Genomic DNA, 18,050 nt, shown 5'->3' with positions numbered 1-18,050 from the left:
CTCCGCAGGCCTTTACTACGATAGAGAACGGATGACCATGATGAAACAAGCATTGCCAGTTAACAAAAACGATACCGTCACGCTCGACATTATCGGCTTGACGCATGAAGGTGAAGGTGTTGGCCGTGTCGACGGCTTCACTTTGTTCGTCCAAGGCGCGCTGCCTGGCGAGCGAGTGAGCGCCAAAGTGCTCAAAGTCAAAAAGACCTACGGCTACGCCAAGCAGCTCGAATTGTTGCAAGCTAGCCCTCATCGCGTCGATGCTCCTTGTCCGATTTACAAGCAATGCGGGGGCTGCCAGCTTCAGCATATGAGCTACGAGGCGCAGCTAGTTTGGAAACGCCAGCATGTGATCGATTCTCTTCAGCGAATCGGCAAGCTGGAGGTTCAGGATTCTAACAGGGGTGACAGCCAGCTAGTCGCCGACGGCAACGCGGCAGCGGCTGGCCAAACCAGCGGCTTACGCGGCATACTCGTCCATCCGACAATCGGGATGGACGAGCCTTGGCGTTACCGCAACAAAGCCCAAGTCCCCATCGGCATGGCGATGGCGGACTTGGACAGCGGCGCGGCCGGCAGCCTGATCGGCGGCTTTTACGCCCGCGGCTCGCACCGCATCGTCGACATGGACGCGTGCCTCATCCAGCACGAGAACAACGACGCTGCGGTGCGGCAGGTCAAATCCATCGGTAACCGCGTCGGCATCTCCGCTTACGATGAAACAACCGGGCGCGGCATTCTCCGACATGTCGTCGTGCGGACCGGATTCGTGACCGGCGAGATGATGGTCGTCCTGGTCACGAGCGGTCCGCGCATTCCGCGCCTGGAGGACTGGATTGCCGGCATTCGCGAAGCTTTGCCGCAAGTGAAAAGCATCGTGCAGAACATTAACAAGCGGCAGACCAACGTCATCTTCGGTGATGAAACTCGCACCCTTTGGGGTAGCGACGTCATCTACGACGAGCTGGACGGGCTCCGCTTTGCTATTTCTGCACGATCATTTTATCAGGTTAATCCGGCGCAGACGCTCCGGCTTTATCAGTCCGCCGTCGACTACGCCGGCCTGACCGGCAGCGAAAATGTCATCGATGCCTACTGCGGCATCGGCACGATCTCGCTGTTCTTGGCCCGCCGTGCGGGCAATGTTTATGGTGTTGAGATTGTGCCGGAGGCGATCGAGGACGCGAAGCGCAATGCCGAGCTGAACGGCATCACGAATGCGTCCTTCGAGGCTGGCCCAGCCGAGGTTGTCATTCCGCGCTGGCGCTCGGAAGGTGTTACGCCCGACGTCATCGTCGTTGACCCTCCGCGCAAAGGCTGCGACGAGCAACTGCTCGATACGATCCTAAAGATGCAGCCGGAAAGAGTGGTTTATGTGTCCTGTAACCCGGCCACTTTGGCCAGGGATTTGCAGGTGCTGGAGGCTGGTGGATACCAGACTGTTGAGGTGCAACCGGTGGATATGTTCCCACATACGAGTCATGTTGAATCGGTCTGCCTGCTAGTCAAGGATTGATACAGCTAGAGATAGCTTTCAGATTTCTTTTGAATTAAATAAGACAGTTTAAACAATCGTTTGTATAGTCTGGACCCGAAGAAATCACCGCATTGTATGCTGTCATTCAACTTTTTAATAAGGGGAGTAGTATAATGCCAAGACAGACAATTCAACCGCCAGGGTTATTCTCTAGCAAACCTTGGGGATTCTCTCAGGTAGTTATCAGCGAGCCTGGGCGAATCGTCAACGTTGCGGGTCAAGTGGCTTGGGATGCCACAGGCCATATGAATGCAGAGGGTCTAGAAGGGCAGTTGCGTCAGACATTGAAGCAAGTAATTACCGCCGTCGAAGCCGCTGGAGGTACAACGGATGATATTCAAATGTTAAGGCTCTACATTCCAAACTTCCAGTCAGGTCCAGACGCTGATCTTATCGCAAAGGTCCTCACAGAGACTTTTGGTACTGAGAACCCGCCAGCCTCCTCATGGATCGGGGTGCAAGCACTTGCGCAGCCAGAGTATCTAATCGAAGTAGAAGCAATGGCTGTGGTACCGTTTAGATAAATTCGTGCAATAGAAAAAGAACGGCATTAGAGTATCAACTGAAGTAAATAGGTATACATTTTCAGCCTAAAAGCTTAAATCGCTCCGTATTGAACTGCACCTTAGTTGTTAGACATCATCTAACAACTAAGGTGCAGTTTTTTAATGGGACAATTAACATCAATGTACCTTTCATATACTCTCTTTCCCACATTCAGAATATAGGGCAATGTTACGACAAGCTACGTGCAGTGCAATATTTGGATAATGTTGAGCCTGAAGAGAGGAAGCGGCCACCTGAGAAAATCATGTCTTTTTTCTGGTAAAATAGAATCAAAATCAGAAGACATGCAGAAGGAGTTTGCCAATGATTTATCTGAGAAGCTTCAAGCTCTCTTCCTTTACGGACCGAAATCCTAACATATATCCTGATTATGTGTTTAAACACATGGCTGGAGAGGTTCTTTTGTTTGACCAAATTACTGTATTGTATGGTAACAACGGCTCTGGAAAATCCACTTTACTGAATGTCATTGCCAATAAATTGGGAGTCACAGGCTCTGAGAGAATGCCCAGCTATGGTCATAGTGATAGTGCTCAGCGTTTTCTTAATTTGAGCAGTTATCAGCTTGGGTATGATGATCGAGAGCGTGAAATCAAACAGCTTCCTGAGGGAAGCAGATACATGAAGTCCGAGGATATTTTGTATGAAATTAAGAAGATACAGCAATCCACCATGCTGCGTGACGGGATATTGTATGAGGAAATCAACAAAGGGATGAGCAAGGCTCAGGCGGCACAATATGAACATTCATATGAGTTTAAAAAGAAGCTGGAGAATATTCAGTTCTCTCAAGAAAAATACTCCAATGGAGAGACCTCCATGCAGTTTTTTGAGGAATATTTGCTTCCTGGCCAATTGTATCTATTGGATGAGCCGGAAACGTCGCTCACTCCCGCCAATCAAATTAAACTGGCAGAACAGATCAATGAGCTGGCGCGATATTTTGACAGTCAATTTATTATCGCTACTCACTCCCCCTTTGTTTTAGGTACGCTGAATGCTAGAATCTATGATCTAGATAGAACCCCTTTGCAAACGGCGGAATGGTTTGAACTGGACAATGTACATTTTTTTCATCAATTTTTTAATAAGCATAAACGATTGTTTGAATGAGGGCAGAACAGACACAGCAGTGACAAGGTGAACGTAGAATAAGCCAATGAATGTGATAAGATCGACTGGGATAGTAATTAATGTTTGGAGGCAGGAAATTGAGAGCATTAATTTTTGAACAATTCGGTGAGCCGGATGTGCTTCGATATATGGAATCCCGGAGCCCAAGCTGGAGCCGGGGACAATAATAGTAAGAATGAAAGCTATTGGGCTGAATTTTGCCGACATCTACAGACGGCGTGGTGACTATCATCTAGCTGGAAAGCCGCCATATATTTTAGGGTATGAGGGAGCCGGAGTTGTTGAACAAGTGGCTCAGAACGTAGACAATGTAAAGGTCGGAGACCGGGTTGCGTTTGCGGATGTACCGTATGCGAATGCTGAATTCGTAGCGGTACCTGTTGACCGTTCCATTCCATTACCTGCGGATATTACATTTGATCAGGCGGCGGCAATACTGCTTCAGGGGATGACGGCGCATTATTTGGTTAATGACAGCTATGTGGTTCAATCCGGTGATGATATTTTGGTGCATGCTGCTGCTGGCGGCGTTGGGCAGTTATTGACACAGCTCTGTAAAACCAAAGGAGCAAGAGTAATTGGGCTTACTTCCTCGAACGAGAAGCGAGAGGCTGTGCAAAGAGCTGGCGCCGATGAAATCATACTCTATGACACGAATTGGGCAGATCAAGTGATTCGCTGGTCCAAAGGCTCGATAGGTGTAGATGCTGCGTTTGATTCCGTAGGGACTACCTTAATGGATAGTTTTTTAGCAACAAAAGCGAAGGGATCTGTTGTTTTTTACGGCATGTCCGGAGGAAACCCACCACTAATTGACCCTCGCATGTTAATGGACTCTTCAAAAACCTTGTCCGGTGGCGATCTCTGGAATCATGTTACAACACATCTTGATCGAATCAAGAGATCAGAAGCGCTCTTTGAAGAGATGCGGCAAGGACGTCTGCGAATCGAAGACCCGAAACGTTATAGTCTGAAAGACGGCGTGGAAGCCCATCGATTTTTGGAGAGCAGGTTAAGCACGGGAAAGATTTTATTAATCCCTTAACACATGTTTCTGTACAGGAACACCAAGAGCAGGCGCCCGCGGCACCTGCTCTTTTTTGTTGAGGTCTAGCTTAACGTCTACCGCAGCAGAACACTCGTCCCGCATCCAAACCCTCATCCCACAGCTTTCCGTTTAAACAGCAGGTACATAAAAAACGGAGCTCCAACCCCAGCCGTAAACACTCCCGCAGGGATATCAAGCGGCTGGAACAGCATCCGCCCGGCCAGATCCGCGAGCAAAAGAATCATAGCGCCAAGCAACGCCGATACCGGAATGACCAGCTTATACGAATTGCCGATAAGCCGTCTCGCCATATGAGGCGCCAATAATCCGATAAACGAGATCATCCCAGCCACGCCGACGGCAGCTCCCGCGAGCGCAACGCTGTAAAACAACAAGACCATCCGACTTATCTGAAGCCTGCTCCCGAGTCCGATAGCAGTCGCTTCTCCCAGCGATTGCACATTCAACTCTTTGGCGTAAAGGATGGACAATGGAATAAAAACGGCGACCCACGGCCAAAGCGCCCCGATATATTTCCAACTCGTCCCGTAAATGCTTCCTGTCATCCAGTTCAACACCTGTGCGGCTAAATAGGCAGGACCGCTAATAAGCAAAAACATCGTCAGCGCGCCCATAGCGGTCGATATGCCTATACCGATTAAGACGAGTCGGAAAGGGGAAATACCATTTTTCCAAGCTAATGCATAGTTGATGGAAGCGGTAAGAATCGCACCAGCAACAGCGATGAACGGTACCCAGTGAACGCTATAACCGGTGAATAGGGTCATAAACGCCACGACGGTTACCGAAGCGCCTCCTGTCACGCCCAGCAGATCCGGGGAGGCTAGCGGGTTGCGAATGACGCCTTGAAGTATGGCACCGGCAACTGCTAGAGCAGCCCCAATTAATATGGCAGCGAGGATACGCGGTAAACGAAACTGCATAATGATCAAGTCGCTTGCTGCTTCGTTTTTGCCGATGAGTGATAAAATGGTTTCCTTAAGAGGGATGCTCATCCCTCCAATAGACAAGCAAACGATAGCTAGCGCAAGCATGGCGAGACTAAGTCCAGTTATTAGAATAACTGCCTTTTGGTTTTTCCTTTTATGCATGGTTTCTCCTCCTCGCCACATGAATCAGGAATGGCACGCCAATAAGCGCGGTAGCCACGCCGACTGGAACTTCCTTGGGCATAAGGATGAAACGCGAGGCAAGATCTGCACATACGAGCAGAAGACCGCCCGTTAAGGCACAATAGGGCAGCAGCCAGCGGTAGTCGTTGCCTACGAGATACCGGCAAAGATGCGGCACAATTAAGCCGATGAAGGCGATAGGACCAGCGATGGCGACGGAGCTGCCTGCCAGTAAAACAACGGCAATACCGGATAGTACCCGGATGAGCAGCATCCGCTGTCCCAGACTTTTGGCATTGTCATCACCAAGCGCCATTACATTTAAGGAACCTGACAGCAGCAGCGACAAAATCCAGCCGATTAAAAGATAGGGCAGCACAATGAGCAGATGATCGATTTCTCTACCTGACACCGAACCAATCATCCAAAACAAGGCATCCTCAAGCGATTGTTTATTCACCAGCATAATGCCGGAAGTCATGGACGAAGCAAATGCCGCAACGGATGCACCGGCTAGTGTGAGTCGGATCGGCTCAAAGCCATTCAAACCCTGGAAGCCAAGCGTAAACACAAGCAGCGATGTGACGGCTGCGCCAGCCAAGGCGATCCACACCATTCCGCTCATCGTCAGCGAAGAACCGAGAACGGCCAGTGCGATTACGATAAACAATACAGCACCTGAGTTAATGCCGAATATAGAAGGGGAGGCTAGTGGATTCCTGGTCAGTACCTGCATGATAGCTCCCGCAATAGCGAGGCTTCCCCCTACCGCTGCCGCAATGAGTGCACGAGGCATCCTTGTGTTCGTAATGATAATATGTGCCTCGGAATCGTCGAATTGGGTGTAGGCCAGCCATACATCTCTGAGCTCATAGGTATGAATGCCGTACAAAATACTGGCAAGCATGCCGGCAAGCAGCAGCAGTAAGCCAATGATTAAACCTGCCTGTTTGCTCCTGCGGCTGTGCAGCCCTATAGCCATATAAGTTCATTCCTCTCATCATAAAAAGCTGACGTCATGTTCTCACGACGTCAGCTTATACATCTTTTATGCCAAATTACTTGATGTCAAAATAGGTAACGATCTCATTAAGCAGCAGGTTTGCCGCTTTATATCCACCCGCCGTATTCCAAATCGCTTCATTCACTTTGATAACCTTATCGTTTTTCACGACATTTAATTTTTTGAACAGGGGATCGTTCATCCATTCTTCGACGACTTTGGCTGCATCCGTTTTGCCTGGGTCCTCCGAAACAAAGTAGAACAAGACGTCTCCGTCCATGCTAGGAATAGTTTCTTTAGTCATTTTCTCAATGAAACTATCCTTATCCTGTGATTCCGGACGTGCGATGCCAAGATCGTTCAAGATAACACCGGAGAACGTTTGCTTTTGATAAATCCGGACTTGAGAAGCCGAGAAGCGTGCCACCGATACTTTGGTATCCGCTTTGCTGCCAAGCTTGGCTTTTATCTCGGCAACGCGCTTGTCATATTCGGCCATTGCCTTCTCGCCTTCTTGGGCCTTATTGAGAGTTTCCGTGTACAGCTTGAAATTGATTTTCCAATCTCCGCTTAAGTCTTCCGCGAATACCGTTGGAGCGATCTGATTCAGTTGGTCATAGATCTTTTCCTGTCTAATCTTATTTCCGATAATCAGGTCTGGCTTCAGGCTGGCGATCAATTCAATATTCGGCTGCAGCTCATCACCGACTGCTGTAACCTCCTGCATTTCATCCTTGATGTGGTCATACCATGGATCGCCGCTCCAGGATTGGACAGCTCCGATCGGCTTAACGCCTACCGCAAGCAGTGCCTCCGTGCCTTCGTTTGTCAAAATAACGACACGCTGGGGCGTGCCTGTCAGCGTTGTTTCTCCCATTGCGTGTTTGATGACGCGAGGCGCTTCGGCCGCGGTCGCATCCGTTGGAGCGGGGGACGTTGTCGAGACATTGGCGCCCGCCGAGTTAGAGCTGCTATTTGCAGAGTTTGTATTTGACGTACCTGACGAACAAGCGCTAAGCAATAAAATAAAACAAAGCATTAAGGATGCAGCCATTGGTGTTCTTTTTCCTCTGTACATTGAAGAGACTCCCACTTTCTTGTATTGAGAATGATTTTCATAACCATTACCAATATAACGACTGAGTCTGCGTGGGACAATGGCATATCTTGAACGATCGGCAGGATTATTTTGAACCTTTGCTTTAAATTGACCAAGCGACAGGCCCACCTGCTTTTTGAACATTCGATTAAAATAACTGTCATCCGAGAAGCCGACGCTCTCCGCAATTTCTTGCAGCGTGGCGTCCGTGTTCAGCAGAAGTTCTTTTGCCTTGTCGATGCGAAGCGCAATCATGTAGTCAATGGGGCTCTTGCCGACAGTCTGCTTAAACTTCCGCGACAAATAGCTCACGCTGCAATCGAGCAGCTCAGCAAGCTCGTCAAGCGTTACCCTCTCTCCATAATGATCCTGAAGGTAGCGTATCGCTTGCGAGACAAGATCGACCTTTTTACCTTGAATGCCTTGCTGGCTCATCTGACTTAAAAGCTCGTGGACAAATTGATAGAATAAGATTTTTATATGTAACTTCTCGAGCATGCTAGGGTGCAGCCACTCGCTTTCCATCCGTTCTACTCGATGGTATAAAGGAAGCGGATAATCTGGAGCAAAGTTATATTGCAATTGAAAAGGATTGTCCGTCTCCATTAGCTTTACTAATGATTGGCGTGCAGGCAGGGCCAGAATGGCTTTATATAAAATCATATAAAATTCGAAAGAGTCCTGAGCGGTGATGTCCAAACACATTCCCTTGCCGCCGTGCAGCACATGGAACCGATCGACGAAAATCGTGTTTCCGTCCATCCACACCTGCGCGCTTCCGCGAATCGTAAGGATAAAAGTGCTGGAAGGCAACCGATAGGAGCGCAGCTCATCCCCCGGCTCCATGACCGTGTGACGCACATCCACAACCTTAATCGAGGCATGATTCCATAGTAATAGATGATCACTCACTTTCATGAGCCAGTTCATTCCTTTCTTGACTTGTTGGGCTGGTGATTACGGATTAAAGATTATAAACTATCATTTATTATAAGTGATAATGGTTCTCATTTACAATGGGTGGGGGGTGTAGAGGGGAAATAAGTTTAGTAACCGTTCAACGGAAGGGCTTCGATAGAGTGATGGAATGCATTGGGTAAAATTCTCGACAGAGCCGCGAATGTTTCAACTTTAATCGGAGAAGTAAAGGAATATTGAGCGCATAGTATGAAATGGGTATAATATAGCTACAGTATAACTACACAAGGAGTGAGCGAGATGTTAATCAAGCCTTCCGCGAGTATTAGACAACACTATAATGAGATTGCCGACTTATGTAAAGCATCCGGAGAACCGGTTTATTTGACCAAAAACGGCGAGGGAGATCTGGTTGTGATGGATATTGAAGCTTTCTCCCGCAGAGAAAAAATGCTTAGGCTGCGTGAAGAGCTGTTGGCTGTTCAAGAGGATCGCTTGGCTGGACACGCTGGCGTGACACCTGATGAGTTGGACAATAAATTGGACCGGATTATTAATGAGGTACAACATGGAAAAAATGCCTCGCTATAAAATTCTTGTTTCTAATCGTGCACGACAAATGCTGGAAAGCCATATTCGTTTTTTAGCTGAAAAGAGCCCTGATGCTGCGCGTAGGGCAAAAGACGAATTGTTGCAGGCAATTCGCTCGCTGGAGCGGATGCCGGAGCGTTTTCCGTTCCTTGACGCCGAATTTATTCCGCCTAATAAATATCATAAAATGTTTGTAGAGAAATGGTACTTGGTGCTGTATCAGATTCAAGATAAAACAGTGTATATTGATCACATCGTGGATTGCAGACAAGATTATCGTTGGCTGGTACGATAAAAACTAGCCTAAAAAAGGCGCTGAGCTATCAGCGCCTTTGATTTGGAATTAAATAAATTGCGAATCCCCAGTATCGTCCAAACCCTTACTTAACAAAGGCTCTAGGTATTGTTCTTGTACATACTTTATGGCTTCCCGTTTCATAAGTAGACAGCTTATTTCATCTCGGTTTTGCCTGCCTTTGTTGGATAACCAATTATGCGATCCGATAAAAAGAAACTGATCATCAATAAGCAAAATCTTGCTGTGAATGGGAGGGACGTAAGCCAGGCGATCCCCCAGTATTCCCAACAGAGACTCGACGGCATCACGGGTTTTCTCTAATCCACTGCCGAAGTTGTCCAGCTGCACAATTTTATCAATATCTGCCAATGTTAATTTAGATGGTTTGTAACCAAAGCCAATTCGGATATCCACCCCACGGTCCATCGATTCACGAAGAGATTGACGAAATGCTTCATCAACTACCGTATACATCATCCATGGAGAGAGAATCCGAATACTCTTTGATGCCAATTGGATGGCCTTAAGCAGCAGCGCATGGTGTTGGGCAGGCTTCAGAATAATTCCGGCCGGAAATTGTTCTTTCAAGTAGTTCTGGAATGGACTCGCCGACGGACCTCCGCTGACAGTGTCCGCGTATAATTGGTACGCCTCTGCATCATGACTATCTTTAAAATGGCCTCTAATATTTTCGTTGTCATATGGGCTAAAGCACGCTCCTACTTCAAGCATGACTTTGTAAAGTTTATGCAAGAAGTTATCTTTCTTTAAGTTCCGCATAACATCCAGATTGCCAATCCAGACAAATTGTTCTTTGGCTCTTGATAGGGCCACGTTAAGCATATTGCTCTTGCCGCCGATGAATGAACTCAATCCGGCTAGTTTTCCGGTGTAGGAATCAATGACGGAGGTAAATAAAATGATTTTTCTTTCCTGACCTTGGAAAGAGTGAACCGTCCCGGATTTAACTTCAGGAATCGCTCGAGACAGTTCTTGTACTTGCTTATAAAATGGTGCAATAATTGCGATCTCCGACACAATCTCGGGACCATATAGTTCTTTGTATCTATCAATTAGTCGACGACAGAATTGAATCTCCGTTTCGTTCGCATTCCTTTTATTAGCTCCACGTACATCAAATGCAAGCATGTTGCGCCCGAACAGTTGGTCGTGACTGTCCGGATTAGTGATGACAAGCTTATTTTCATAAACAAATTGATTTGAAAAGCGCATGATGGCAGCTTCGCAACGTCTATGCTCGGTTAAAAGCAATCCAACCCTTTGGCCTTTAAAAAGCTCAAACCAATCGGAATTACGGTCAACGTAATGTTGAACGCTGTTTCGCTCCACGCAAACCGATGCATGCAGGGTTTCCGGGATGCTATTATAGTCATTAATTAAATCCAATTGCACTGTGCGGACAGGCTCCAATTGTTCTACATCTCCGACAACAATGGCTCTTCTTGCTCGATAAAGCGGAGCACAAAGATAGTGAGGCAGAATTTGCCCAGCTTCATCTACGAACACCGTATCGACAACTCCTGGGAGGAGCTGAAACGTGTCTTCCTTGAAAGAATGAAGCGTTGTTGTGACTACCGGGAAGCAGATGAAAAAGGTTTCCCACAATGCTAAAAGTGCTTCTTTATACTCGGCGTCTCTTTGATGGTCAACGCTATAGAAAGGTTGAAACCATCGTTCGCCAAGAATCTTTTCCATATTGTGAAGTATAAATTGCCTGTGTTTGATGATATATTGCTCGATGACTTCCAGAGAATCTAGGAAGAGCTGATACCTTAACTTCAACAGTACGGATGAATTGGTCAACTGGTATTGGGAGGCCGACCAGATATCTAAATCTTCATCTTCCTGCAGGATAGCAGACGATACTTGCTTACCAGTCCCCAGGCAGTTAATTAATTGGCTAAGGTCTTCTGACAATAGTGTTATCTCTGACTGGAGCTGATCGTATAACTTCTGGCAAGTTTCTGCCTTTTCGTTAAATTGACAGGCCTCATCGTTTTTGAGCCGTGCCTGAGCTACATGGGAGACTAATTGCTCGTTAGAGTCGTGAAGAGCTTGTTTAGCTTTGGAGATCAGCTCTATCTCAATATAAGATTCAGAAACATAGCTCCGCAGATAGCTTATATAGCTTGGCAGGAAGAAGCGTAGCCAGCTTTGCTTTTTTTGACGAAAAGTCTCAAGAATCGAATAAGCGTTCTTGATCGATTCTTCCTGATCTGGGAGCTGGGTTGAAATTTTTTTCTCGGCAGCTTGATGTAGTTTGAACTGCTCATCTGCTTCATAGAATGCTGTTTTATATTGATAAACTTGCTTCTCCACAACAATCATTTCTTGTTGCTTCTCTTGAATCTTTTTTTCATAGGCGAATATTGCTTGGTTTAAGCATTCTTCGCTGCCTACAAACACTTGAAGGTGAGAGCTGAGCTGTCGTTTCTGCAGAGTCCATTGATTCAGGAGCTTACGAATACAATCAAGGGAGTTGTGATGGTTCCGATATCGTTCTATAACTCCAAGTGAAGGCTGAATCTGCGAGTCGCTACGTAATCCGTTTAGTAAAGCCTTTACCAGCCCTGAACGGAAGCTCTCCATGTTTGAGTTGTTGCCTAAGCGTGCACAAAACAAGCCGGAAGTATCCTCCGGAGGTTCGGCTAGTGTATTTAGAAATGAGTTTAAAAAGGGGATTTCTTTTCTTAGCTCGGTGCCGATATTGTCAACTGCGGTATTGTTCGTGCTCGTTATGATAATAGAATAGGGATTGACGCCGCCTAGAGGTGAACGGTATACAGCTTTCTTTTTATTCCCGGCATCGATTTGTTCCCAAGAAGTATCCCAATTGTCCACCAACAACAACGCTTTCCTAACGGTATAGTCGGCAATGAGCTCTTTTAAAAGAGTCGTTTTTCCTGTTCCAGGGGGACCATTCACCGAAAGCAGTTCTGATTTTTCTCCTCGGCCAATAATCTGCCATTGTTTCTCGTTAACGGATATTGATCCGTGTAACTGCCCCAATGGAACAAATCAGCTTCAGCTTGTTCGCATGATTCAAATAGCTGGCTGTTGTCGTCTCCAGCCAAGTACTTTTTCAATAGATTCGACGGAAGAGACTCCATACGGTTTTTGACTCGATGCAGCTCTTTACGAAAGATAGGTTCAATGAGATCCCCAAACCAATCTAGAGTTACAAAAGCTTGCTCAAGCATTCGCCAGCCTTCAAACGGTTTAAAGTATTTAGGGTTTTCAAGAAAGCTGGGTTCCCGTTGATCGAATTTAATATTTAGCTCCCGATATAGAATTTTTAAAATTTCGTCTATGTTTGATTGTTTGCAATCTCGTAGAGCATGCAAGACCTCGGTTATTTCTTTGCTTTTTACTGTTTCCGTATCCATATGTGACTGGTCGTCGCAATAGGCTGCAACGATTGTTAGGGCCTCACGGCTAATGGTGAATTTTTCTACATGTAAAGTATCGTCCTGGTTTAATCGACACGTAAACACGATCAAAGGGTGAACGATTTTTTTATTCTTTACAACTTTAGTTAGTAAAGGGTAGCATAAGGTCAATTGGTCATTTTGGATAATTTCTCCTAAAAATGTCCTCATAGCTCTTTCATTAGGATGAGAATTAACATTTAAGGTTTGTAGAAATGTATCCACGTCCATCGTCCCGTCAAGAAAACTTGGAACTAAATCATTTAAAAGGCTGGTTAAGTTCTTTTGCATTTCAGAGCCTTTAAAGTTCAATAGATGTAATAATCTCTTCTGAATTAATCTGATTTTTTTCGATTGCATATCCGAATAAAGCAAAGAACCCTGCTTCACGATACCTCGGTTATAATATTCTCCTTCACATCTATCAGCAAGGGAACTTTGGGCAAAACGCATCGTATTTTCGTAATCGATATAGTATTGCAATATATTTTGAATCAAAGTTTAGAACCTCCGGACTATCTAATGGTTTATATTGGTATTATAGTCACATCTATCGGTTGAATTCGAAATTTTCTTTAAACGAGGTGCAACATGAAACTCGGTCTTTACGAGCAGCTAATCAATCAACTGACAAGGAAACAACTCTCAGAGCTGGACCCATCTCTTTATGAAATTGGAATTGAAGCGCTCGATGCGGAGGAGGCGCGTAAACAGCTGTCCAATTATTTGGCGGCAGTAACACGCCGAGCGCTGAAAATGGTCCGTGAACAAAGCAGCGATGACGCGCATGCCGTTCTCATGCAGGTTCGTGCTTGTAACGATATTATCGAGTCGCTGAAAAGTACGTTGGGGCATGAGGAACTGAAGGAGTGGCAGTTAGATGAACGAGGTGAATTATTAACCTACGTTTATTCTAAGCTCAATCATATTCGTGGTATTAAAGAAACCAAGATCAACAGGCCCACGACGCCATTATCTCAAAGCTCCTTATTCACAGGTGCCCACTCTGAGCCGAATATGATGAGCGAGCTCAAACAAGAAATTGTAACCTCGGATCGCATCGACCTGTTAGTTTCCTTTATTAAATGGAGCGGACTACGCTGCCTGATCGAACAGTTGGAGCAATTCACTTCCAATGGCGGGCACCTTCGTGTAATTACAACAACTTACATGGAAGCGACGGACTATAAAGCTGTCATCGAGCTTGGCAAGCTGCAGAACACAGAAATTAAAGTTTCCTATGACACGGATCGGACCCGGCTACATGCCAAAGCCTACTTATTTCAGCGAGATACGGGGTTTACGACAGCCTATGTAGGATCATCCAACCTATCGAATCCTGCGCTCACAAGCGGTTTGGAATGGAATCTCAAGGTGACGGAGAGGGACTCCTATGACGTACTCAAAAAGATTGAGGCTACATTCGAGAGTTACTGGAACGATCGTGAGTTTAAAGCTTTTGATCCGACAGAGGAGTCTAATCAAACTCTTTTGCGGCAAGCTTTGAGCAAATCAAAAATGCAGGGGAGCGCTCAAATTCCTTTTCATTTTACATTGACCCCTTATGACTACCAGAAGGAAATTCTCGAAAAGCTCGAAGCGCAAAGAGTTGTTTACGGGAGAACGAGGAATTTACTGGTCGCTGCTACCGGTGTAGGAAAGACAGTTATTTCTGCGTTTGATTATAAACGATTTGCCGGGCGGAACCCAAGAGCAAGACTGCTTTTTGTCGCCCACCGGGAAGAGATTTTAAAGCAAAGCTTGGACACTTTCCGCTTCATTATGAAGGATCTGAATTTTGGAGAGCTTCAAGTTGGTAGTAATCAAGCAGGTTCTGTGGATCACTTATTTATCAGCATCCAGAGCTTTAATTCAATCAAGCTTGCGGAAAAAACGACTTTGGATTTTTATGACTACATCGTTGTGGATGAGTTTCACCATGCTACCGCACCATCCTATAACAGGCTGTTAGCTTATTATGAGCCCAAGCTTTTATTAGGATTGACGGCTACGCCTGAAAGAATGGACGGAAAGGATATTCTGCATTACTTTGATGATACAATTGCGGCAGAAATTCGACTTACAGATGCAATCGATCGCAAGTTACTGGCTCCTTTTCATTATTTCGGAGTAACGGATAACATTGACCTGTCACAGGTGAAATGGTCTAGACGGGGATACGATCTCAATGAGTTGGAGCAGCTCTATACGCACAATAAAATTCGAGCAAGTCAAATTTTAACGAGCTTAAAGAAATACACGACGGACATCAACGAGGTAAAAGCGCTTGGGTTTTGCGTGAGTGTGGATCATGCTCTTTATATGGCGAAGGTATTTAACGAGTCGGGTATCTCTGCGATTGCACTCCATGGCAGGTCCACCGATGAGGAACGTAACACGGCCAAGGGGAAATTAGTCTCGGGGGATGTCAAAGTCATCTTCGTTGTGGATCTTTATAATGAAGGGGTGGATATACCAGAAGTAAATACGGTATTGTTCCTGCGGCCAACCGAGAGTATGACTGTATTTCTGCAGCAGCTTGGTCGTGGGCTCCGGCTAGCGGATCGTAAGGAATGTTTGACGGTTCTTGATTTTATTGGTCAGGCTCATCAAGAATATCGCTTTCAAGACAAGTTCAGAGCCCTACTAGGCAAAACAAAGCATTCGATTCAACATTATGTTGAACATGGTTTTTCAAGTTTGCCCCGTGGTAGTTTTGTCCAGCTTGAGAAACAGGCCAGGGATTATATTCTACGGAATTTAAAGCAAGCAACAATTAATCGTAGAAATCTAATTGGCAAGATCAAATATTTCACAGAAGACAGCGGGTTAAGCTTAACACTGGACAATTTTACGCGATATCATAACATGAGTCTCTATGAGTTTTATGGTGGACGCAACGGTAATCGGACATTACGAGGGTTAATGGCTGAAGCAGGTTTGCTGGAGTCGCTGGGTATGAATAATATGGAGCCACTCATAAAGAGAATTCCGGCATTGCTAAGCATGAACTCACGTAGAATCTTGGGGTTTTTAATCGCCTATATCGAGGGTGAAAAGGAGGTGGAAACGGAGGAAGAACATTTGATGTTGAATCTGTTCTACTATACCTTCTTCCGCTCAGAGCCCTCCAAGCAAGGGTTTAACGATATTAGCCAAGGGGTCCAATTTATCCTTGAGAACTTGACGCTGCGAGAAGAAATTCTAGAAATTTTAAAATATAATTACGCACATATCACCTTTGTGGATAAGAGAAACAAGCTTCCTTACCCGTGTCCATTAGATTTACATTGTAACTATTCAACCGATCAGATACTTGCAGCCTTTGGAGTTTGGAACGAAGAGAAGGCACCGTCTTTCCGCGAAGGGGTAAAGTATCTCGAGGAAAAGGCAACGGATATTTTCTTTATTACGTTAAATAAATCGGATAAGGACTTCTCTCCGTCGACCCTTTATGAGGACTATGCGATTAATGAGCGCCTATTCCATTGGCAGACTCAAAGCCGAATTTCGGAAGAGACCAACACAGCAAAGAGATACATTCAACATAAACAAACGGGAAATCGAATTGTTTTGTTCGTCCGGGAATTTAAAGAAGAAAATAACTATACATCCTCGTTCGTTTTTTTAGGGGAAGCTGAATATGTGCGGCATGAGGGCAATAAGCCGATGAGTTTTGTCTGGAAATTGAAGCATGAAATGCCTCCGGAACTGGTCCCCGTAGCCAATAAAGCAATTGGATAGGATGTGTACTGGTATGATTGAGGTGGCAGCAGCCATCATTGAGAATGAGTTAGGCCAGATTCTCATAGCAAGGCGCCGAAAAGGCAAGGCGCAGGAAGGGTTTTGGGAATTTCCCGGTGGGAAAATTGAGAGCAGCGAAACGGCAGAGGAATGCTTGAAAAGAGAGCTGCTGGAAGAAATGAATATAAGTATAGATCCATATGAAGCATTTGGATTGAATGATCATAGCTATGGGACAACACAGATTCGCTTATATGCATATCGAGCCAGACTGGTGAGCGGGAATATTATCTTGGTTGATCACGATGAGTACAAATGGGTTTATGCAAATGAACTGACGGAGTTTGAATTTGCCCCGGCGGATATTGCGTTCGTAGAAAGACTTAGAGAAGAGAGGTCATAGTTGTTCAGACGTAGGACTAGCATAGACAAGAGATGCCTCTGTTGACAGTGAAAGGAAGGAACATATGCTGACAAACAAAGAGTTAAAAGAGCTTGGCGTAATAAAGTCAGTAAATGGCGTACATTTGCCTGCGGATTTTTGCTTGGTCAGTTTATTGAATCAATATCAGCTTAGCTCTGCTTTGTCGGATGAGCACCACGATATTATATGCGAGTTTCTGTTCGAACTAGAAATTGATTTAGGACTGTGCGATGGAGACAAAGAGGAAGTTAAGAGATTTAAAGAGCTGGATGGAAGTATAAACGATAGAATCTGCGATTCATGCGGGCAGCAGGGATCAGAAGTATTTATGGAATATAAAAAGATCATAGTTCAAGAAATAGAGTGTACCATTCCGGCAGTGCCAGCTAATCGTTGTACCCATTGCGGTGAAATCTCATATGATCAAGAAGCGCTGGATTACATTGAACGAGAGAAGGAGGCTGTTGAAGAAAGCCGTCGTCAGGAAGATTAAACTTTCCATGAAAGGAAACATCTATTATGCCCACATACAACAAACTCGTTCGCGATCTGATTCCTAACATCATTCAATCCACGGGCAAAGAATTCCGTACCCGCATATTGGACGAACAAGAATATACCGTCGAACTGAATCGCAAGCTCAAAGAAGAATCAGACGAATATTTCGCAGTTAAAAACTCGGAAGAAGCTCTGGAAGAGCTCACTGATATGCTCGAGGTCATACGCGCAATGGCGGCTGCGCATGGAGCGAGCTGGGAGCAGATTGAAGCTCTCCGAGAGAAAAAGGCGGAGACGCGCGGCGGATTCCGGGAGCGGGTGTATTTGATCGATGTCGACGACTAAGGCTTTACGTCAGGCTGATTACGGAAAATCTAGCGTATAGGTGGCTTTGGTGTAGTTGAAGCCGAGTCTTACCAGCAGTTTGGAGACGCCTCGAAGCGTAAAGGACCGACCGAATTCACAATGAATCCAAGTCTGGATGAGCTCAGCGTCCACATATCCCTGGCATCGAAACCAACATGTCAGTAAAGAACGTCCCAAGATCTTGACGATTAATGATAATTATTGAAACAACATCGCGTATGTTATAATGACTTAATTAAGC

The 18,050-nt window shown here is 45.7% G+C and carries 15 protein-coding genes and 1 pseudogene; 10 read left to right on the top strand and 6 right to left on the bottom strand.

Translation table 11 applies throughout. The annotated features are described in order from the left end of the window. The first annotated feature begins 31 nt into the window (after window positions 1–31). The 4 genes and pseudogenes from rlmD to CGZ75_RS13105 all read left to right on the top strand — a co-directional run bounded on the left by rlmD (window position 32) and on the right by CGZ75_RS13105 (window position 4,283). Window positions 32–1,516, top strand: a complete 1,485-nt coding sequence (rlmD, locus tag CGZ75_RS13120) for a 23S rRNA (uracil(1939)-C(5))-methyltransferase RlmD (protein ID WP_089525858.1) — start codon at window positions 32–34, stop codon at window positions 1,514–1,516. 134 nt (window positions 1,517–1,650) lie between these two features. Next, on the top strand, window positions 1,651–2,061 hold the full coding sequence (locus CGZ75_RS13115) for a RidA family protein (RefSeq protein WP_089524773.1): 411 nt from the start codon (window positions 1,651–1,653) through the stop codon (window positions 2,059–2,061). Window positions 2,062–2,407: 346 nt separating this feature from the next. Beyond that, window positions 2,408–3,217: an AAA family ATPase gene (locus CGZ75_RS13110; protein WP_089524772.1), complete on the top strand. Its 810-nt coding sequence runs from the start codon at window positions 2,408–2,410 to the stop codon at window positions 3,215–3,217. An 80-nt stretch (window positions 3,218–3,297) separates the two neighbouring features. Further along, window positions 3,298–4,283: pseudogene (locus tag CGZ75_RS13105) on the top strand (quinone oxidoreductase family protein). 113 nt (window positions 4,284–4,396) lie between these two features. Here CGZ75_RS13105 and CGZ75_RS13100 read toward each other — a convergent pair. The 3 genes from CGZ75_RS13100 to CGZ75_RS13090 form a co-directional block, all read right to left on the bottom strand. Next, window positions 4,397–5,398, bottom strand: coding sequence for a FecCD family ABC transporter permease (locus tag CGZ75_RS13100; protein ID WP_089524771.1), 1,002 nt, complete (start codon window positions 5,396–5,398; stop codon window positions 4,397–4,399). Continuing rightward, on the bottom strand, window positions 5,391–6,401 hold the full coding sequence (locus CGZ75_RS13095) for a FecCD family ABC transporter permease (RefSeq protein ID WP_089524770.1): 1,011 nt from the start codon (window positions 6,399–6,401) through the stop codon (window positions 5,391–5,393). Before CGZ75_RS13095 ends, CGZ75_RS13100 begins: the two co-directional genes overlap by 8 nt. A 76-nt stretch (window positions 6,402–6,477) precedes the next feature. Further along, the gene (locus tag CGZ75_RS13090) at window positions 6,478–8,439 is read right to left on the bottom strand and encodes an AraC family transcriptional regulator (RefSeq protein ID WP_245850847.1); all 1,962 of its coding nucleotides are present in this window, start codon (window positions 8,437–8,439) and stop codon (window positions 6,478–6,480) included. 300 nt (window positions 8,440–8,739) lie between these two features. Between CGZ75_RS13090 and CGZ75_RS13085 the strand changes: the two genes are divergently transcribed. Together CGZ75_RS13085 and CGZ75_RS13080 are read left to right on the top strand one after the other, a co-directional pair. Further along, window positions 8,740–9,030, top strand: coding sequence for a type II toxin-antitoxin system prevent-host-death family antitoxin (locus CGZ75_RS13085; RefSeq protein ID WP_089524768.1), 291 nt, complete (start codon window positions 8,740–8,742; stop codon window positions 9,028–9,030). Then, window positions 9,008–9,325, top strand: a complete 318-nt coding sequence (locus CGZ75_RS13080) for a type II toxin-antitoxin system RelE/ParE family toxin (protein ID WP_089524767.1) — start codon at window positions 9,008–9,010, stop codon at window positions 9,323–9,325. Before CGZ75_RS13085 ends, CGZ75_RS13080 begins: the two co-directional genes overlap by 23 nt. A gap of 48 nt (window positions 9,326–9,373) precedes the next feature. Here the strand turns inward: CGZ75_RS13080 and CGZ75_RS13075 are convergent, their stop codons facing one another. Then, the gene (locus tag CGZ75_RS13075; RefSeq protein ID WP_089524766.1) at window positions 9,374–12,358 is read right to left on the bottom strand and encodes an AAA domain-containing protein; all 2,985 of its coding nucleotides are present in this window, start codon (window positions 12,356–12,358) and stop codon (window positions 9,374–9,376) included. Further along, window positions 12,271–13,275 (bottom strand): hypothetical protein, encoded by a 1,005-nt coding sequence (locus tag CGZ75_RS13070; protein WP_089524765.1) that lies wholly within the window; start codon window positions 13,273–13,275, stop codon window positions 12,271–12,273. The genes CGZ75_RS13075 and CGZ75_RS13070 overlap by 88 nt, the downstream gene beginning before the upstream one ends. A gap of 93 nt (window positions 13,276–13,368) precedes the next feature. Here CGZ75_RS13070 and CGZ75_RS13065 point away from each other — a divergent pair, with 93 nt between their 5' ends. From CGZ75_RS13065 to CGZ75_RS13050, 4 genes are all read left to right on the top strand, one after another. Further along, complete coding sequence (locus CGZ75_RS13065; RefSeq protein WP_089524764.1) at window positions 13,369–16,521, top strand: DEAD/DEAH box helicase; 3,153 nt, start codon at window positions 13,369–13,371, stop codon at window positions 16,519–16,521. Window positions 16,522–16,534: 13 nt separating this feature from the next. Next, complete coding sequence (mutT, locus tag CGZ75_RS13060) at window positions 16,535–16,924, top strand: 8-oxo-dGTP diphosphatase MutT (RefSeq protein ID WP_089524763.1); 390 nt, start codon at window positions 16,535–16,537, stop codon at window positions 16,922–16,924. A 64-nt stretch (window positions 16,925–16,988) separates the two neighbouring features. Then, window positions 16,989–17,438 (top strand): hypothetical protein, encoded by a 450-nt coding sequence (locus CGZ75_RS13055; RefSeq protein ID WP_089524762.1) that lies wholly within the window; start codon window positions 16,989–16,991, stop codon window positions 17,436–17,438. A gap of 26 nt (window positions 17,439–17,464) precedes the next feature. After that, window positions 17,465–17,788, top strand: a complete 324-nt coding sequence (locus tag CGZ75_RS13050) for a nucleoside triphosphate pyrophosphohydrolase (protein ID WP_089524761.1) — start codon at window positions 17,465–17,467, stop codon at window positions 17,786–17,788. An 18-nt stretch (window positions 17,789–17,806) separates the two neighbouring features. Here the strand turns inward: CGZ75_RS13050 and CGZ75_RS24565 are convergent, their stop codons facing one another. Further along, complete coding sequence (locus CGZ75_RS24565; RefSeq protein WP_245850846.1) at window positions 17,807–17,941, bottom strand: helix-turn-helix domain-containing protein; 135 nt, start codon at window positions 17,939–17,941, stop codon at window positions 17,807–17,809. Between the last annotated feature and the right edge of the window lie 109 nt (window positions 17,942–18,050).

The organism is Paenibacillus herberti (assembly GCF_002233675.1).
In the GTDB taxonomy this organism is placed as follows: Bacteria; Bacillota; Bacilli; order Paenibacillales; family Paenibacillaceae; genus Paenibacillus_O; species Paenibacillus_O herberti.
The sequence above is the reverse complement of the archived record's forward strand: the minus strand, read 5'-3'. Positions and strand labels throughout refer to the sequence as shown.

Bases quoted from the DNA above. Each gene is read 5' to 3' on its own strand.
- CGZ75_RS13065 (WP_089524764.1), top strand. From the start codon at position 13,369: ATGAAACTCGGTCTTTACGAGCAGCTAATCAATCAACTGACAAGGAAA.
- rlmD (WP_089525858.1), top strand. From the start codon at position 32: ATGACCATGATGAAACAAGCATTGCCAGTTAACAAAAACGATACCGTC.
- CGZ75_RS13090 (WP_245850847.1), bottom strand. From the start codon at position 8,439: ATGAAAGTGAGTGATCATCTATTACTATGGAATCATGCCTCGATTAAG.
- CGZ75_RS13055 (WP_089524762.1), top strand. From the start codon at position 16,989: ATGCTGACAAACAAAGAGTTAAAAGAGCTTGGCGTAATAAAGTCAGTA.
- CGZ75_RS13085 (WP_089524768.1), top strand. From the start codon at position 8,740: ATGTTAATCAAGCCTTCCGCGAGTATTAGACAACACTATAATGAGATT.
- CGZ75_RS13115 (WP_089524773.1), top strand. From the start codon at position 1,651: ATGCCAAGACAGACAATTCAACCGCCAGGGTTATTCTCTAGCAAACCT.
- CGZ75_RS13080 (WP_089524767.1), top strand. From the start codon at position 9,008: ATGGAAAAAATGCCTCGCTATAAAATTCTTGTTTCTAATCGTGCACGA.
- mutT (WP_089524763.1), top strand. From the start codon at position 16,535: ATGATTGAGGTGGCAGCAGCCATCATTGAGAATGAGTTAGGCCAGATT.
- CGZ75_RS13100 (WP_089524771.1), bottom strand. From the start codon at position 5,398: ATGCATAAAAGGAAAAACCAAAAGGCAGTTATTCTAATAACTGGACTT.
- CGZ75_RS13095 (WP_089524770.1), bottom strand. From the start codon at position 6,401: ATGGCTATAGGGCTGCACAGCCGCAGGAGCAAACAGGCAGGTTTAATC.
- CGZ75_RS13050 (WP_089524761.1), top strand. From the start codon at position 17,465: ATGCCCACATACAACAAACTCGTTCGCGATCTGATTCCTAACATCATT.
- CGZ75_RS13110 (WP_089524772.1), top strand. From the start codon at position 2,408: ATGATTTATCTGAGAAGCTTCAAGCTCTCTTCCTTTACGGACCGAAAT.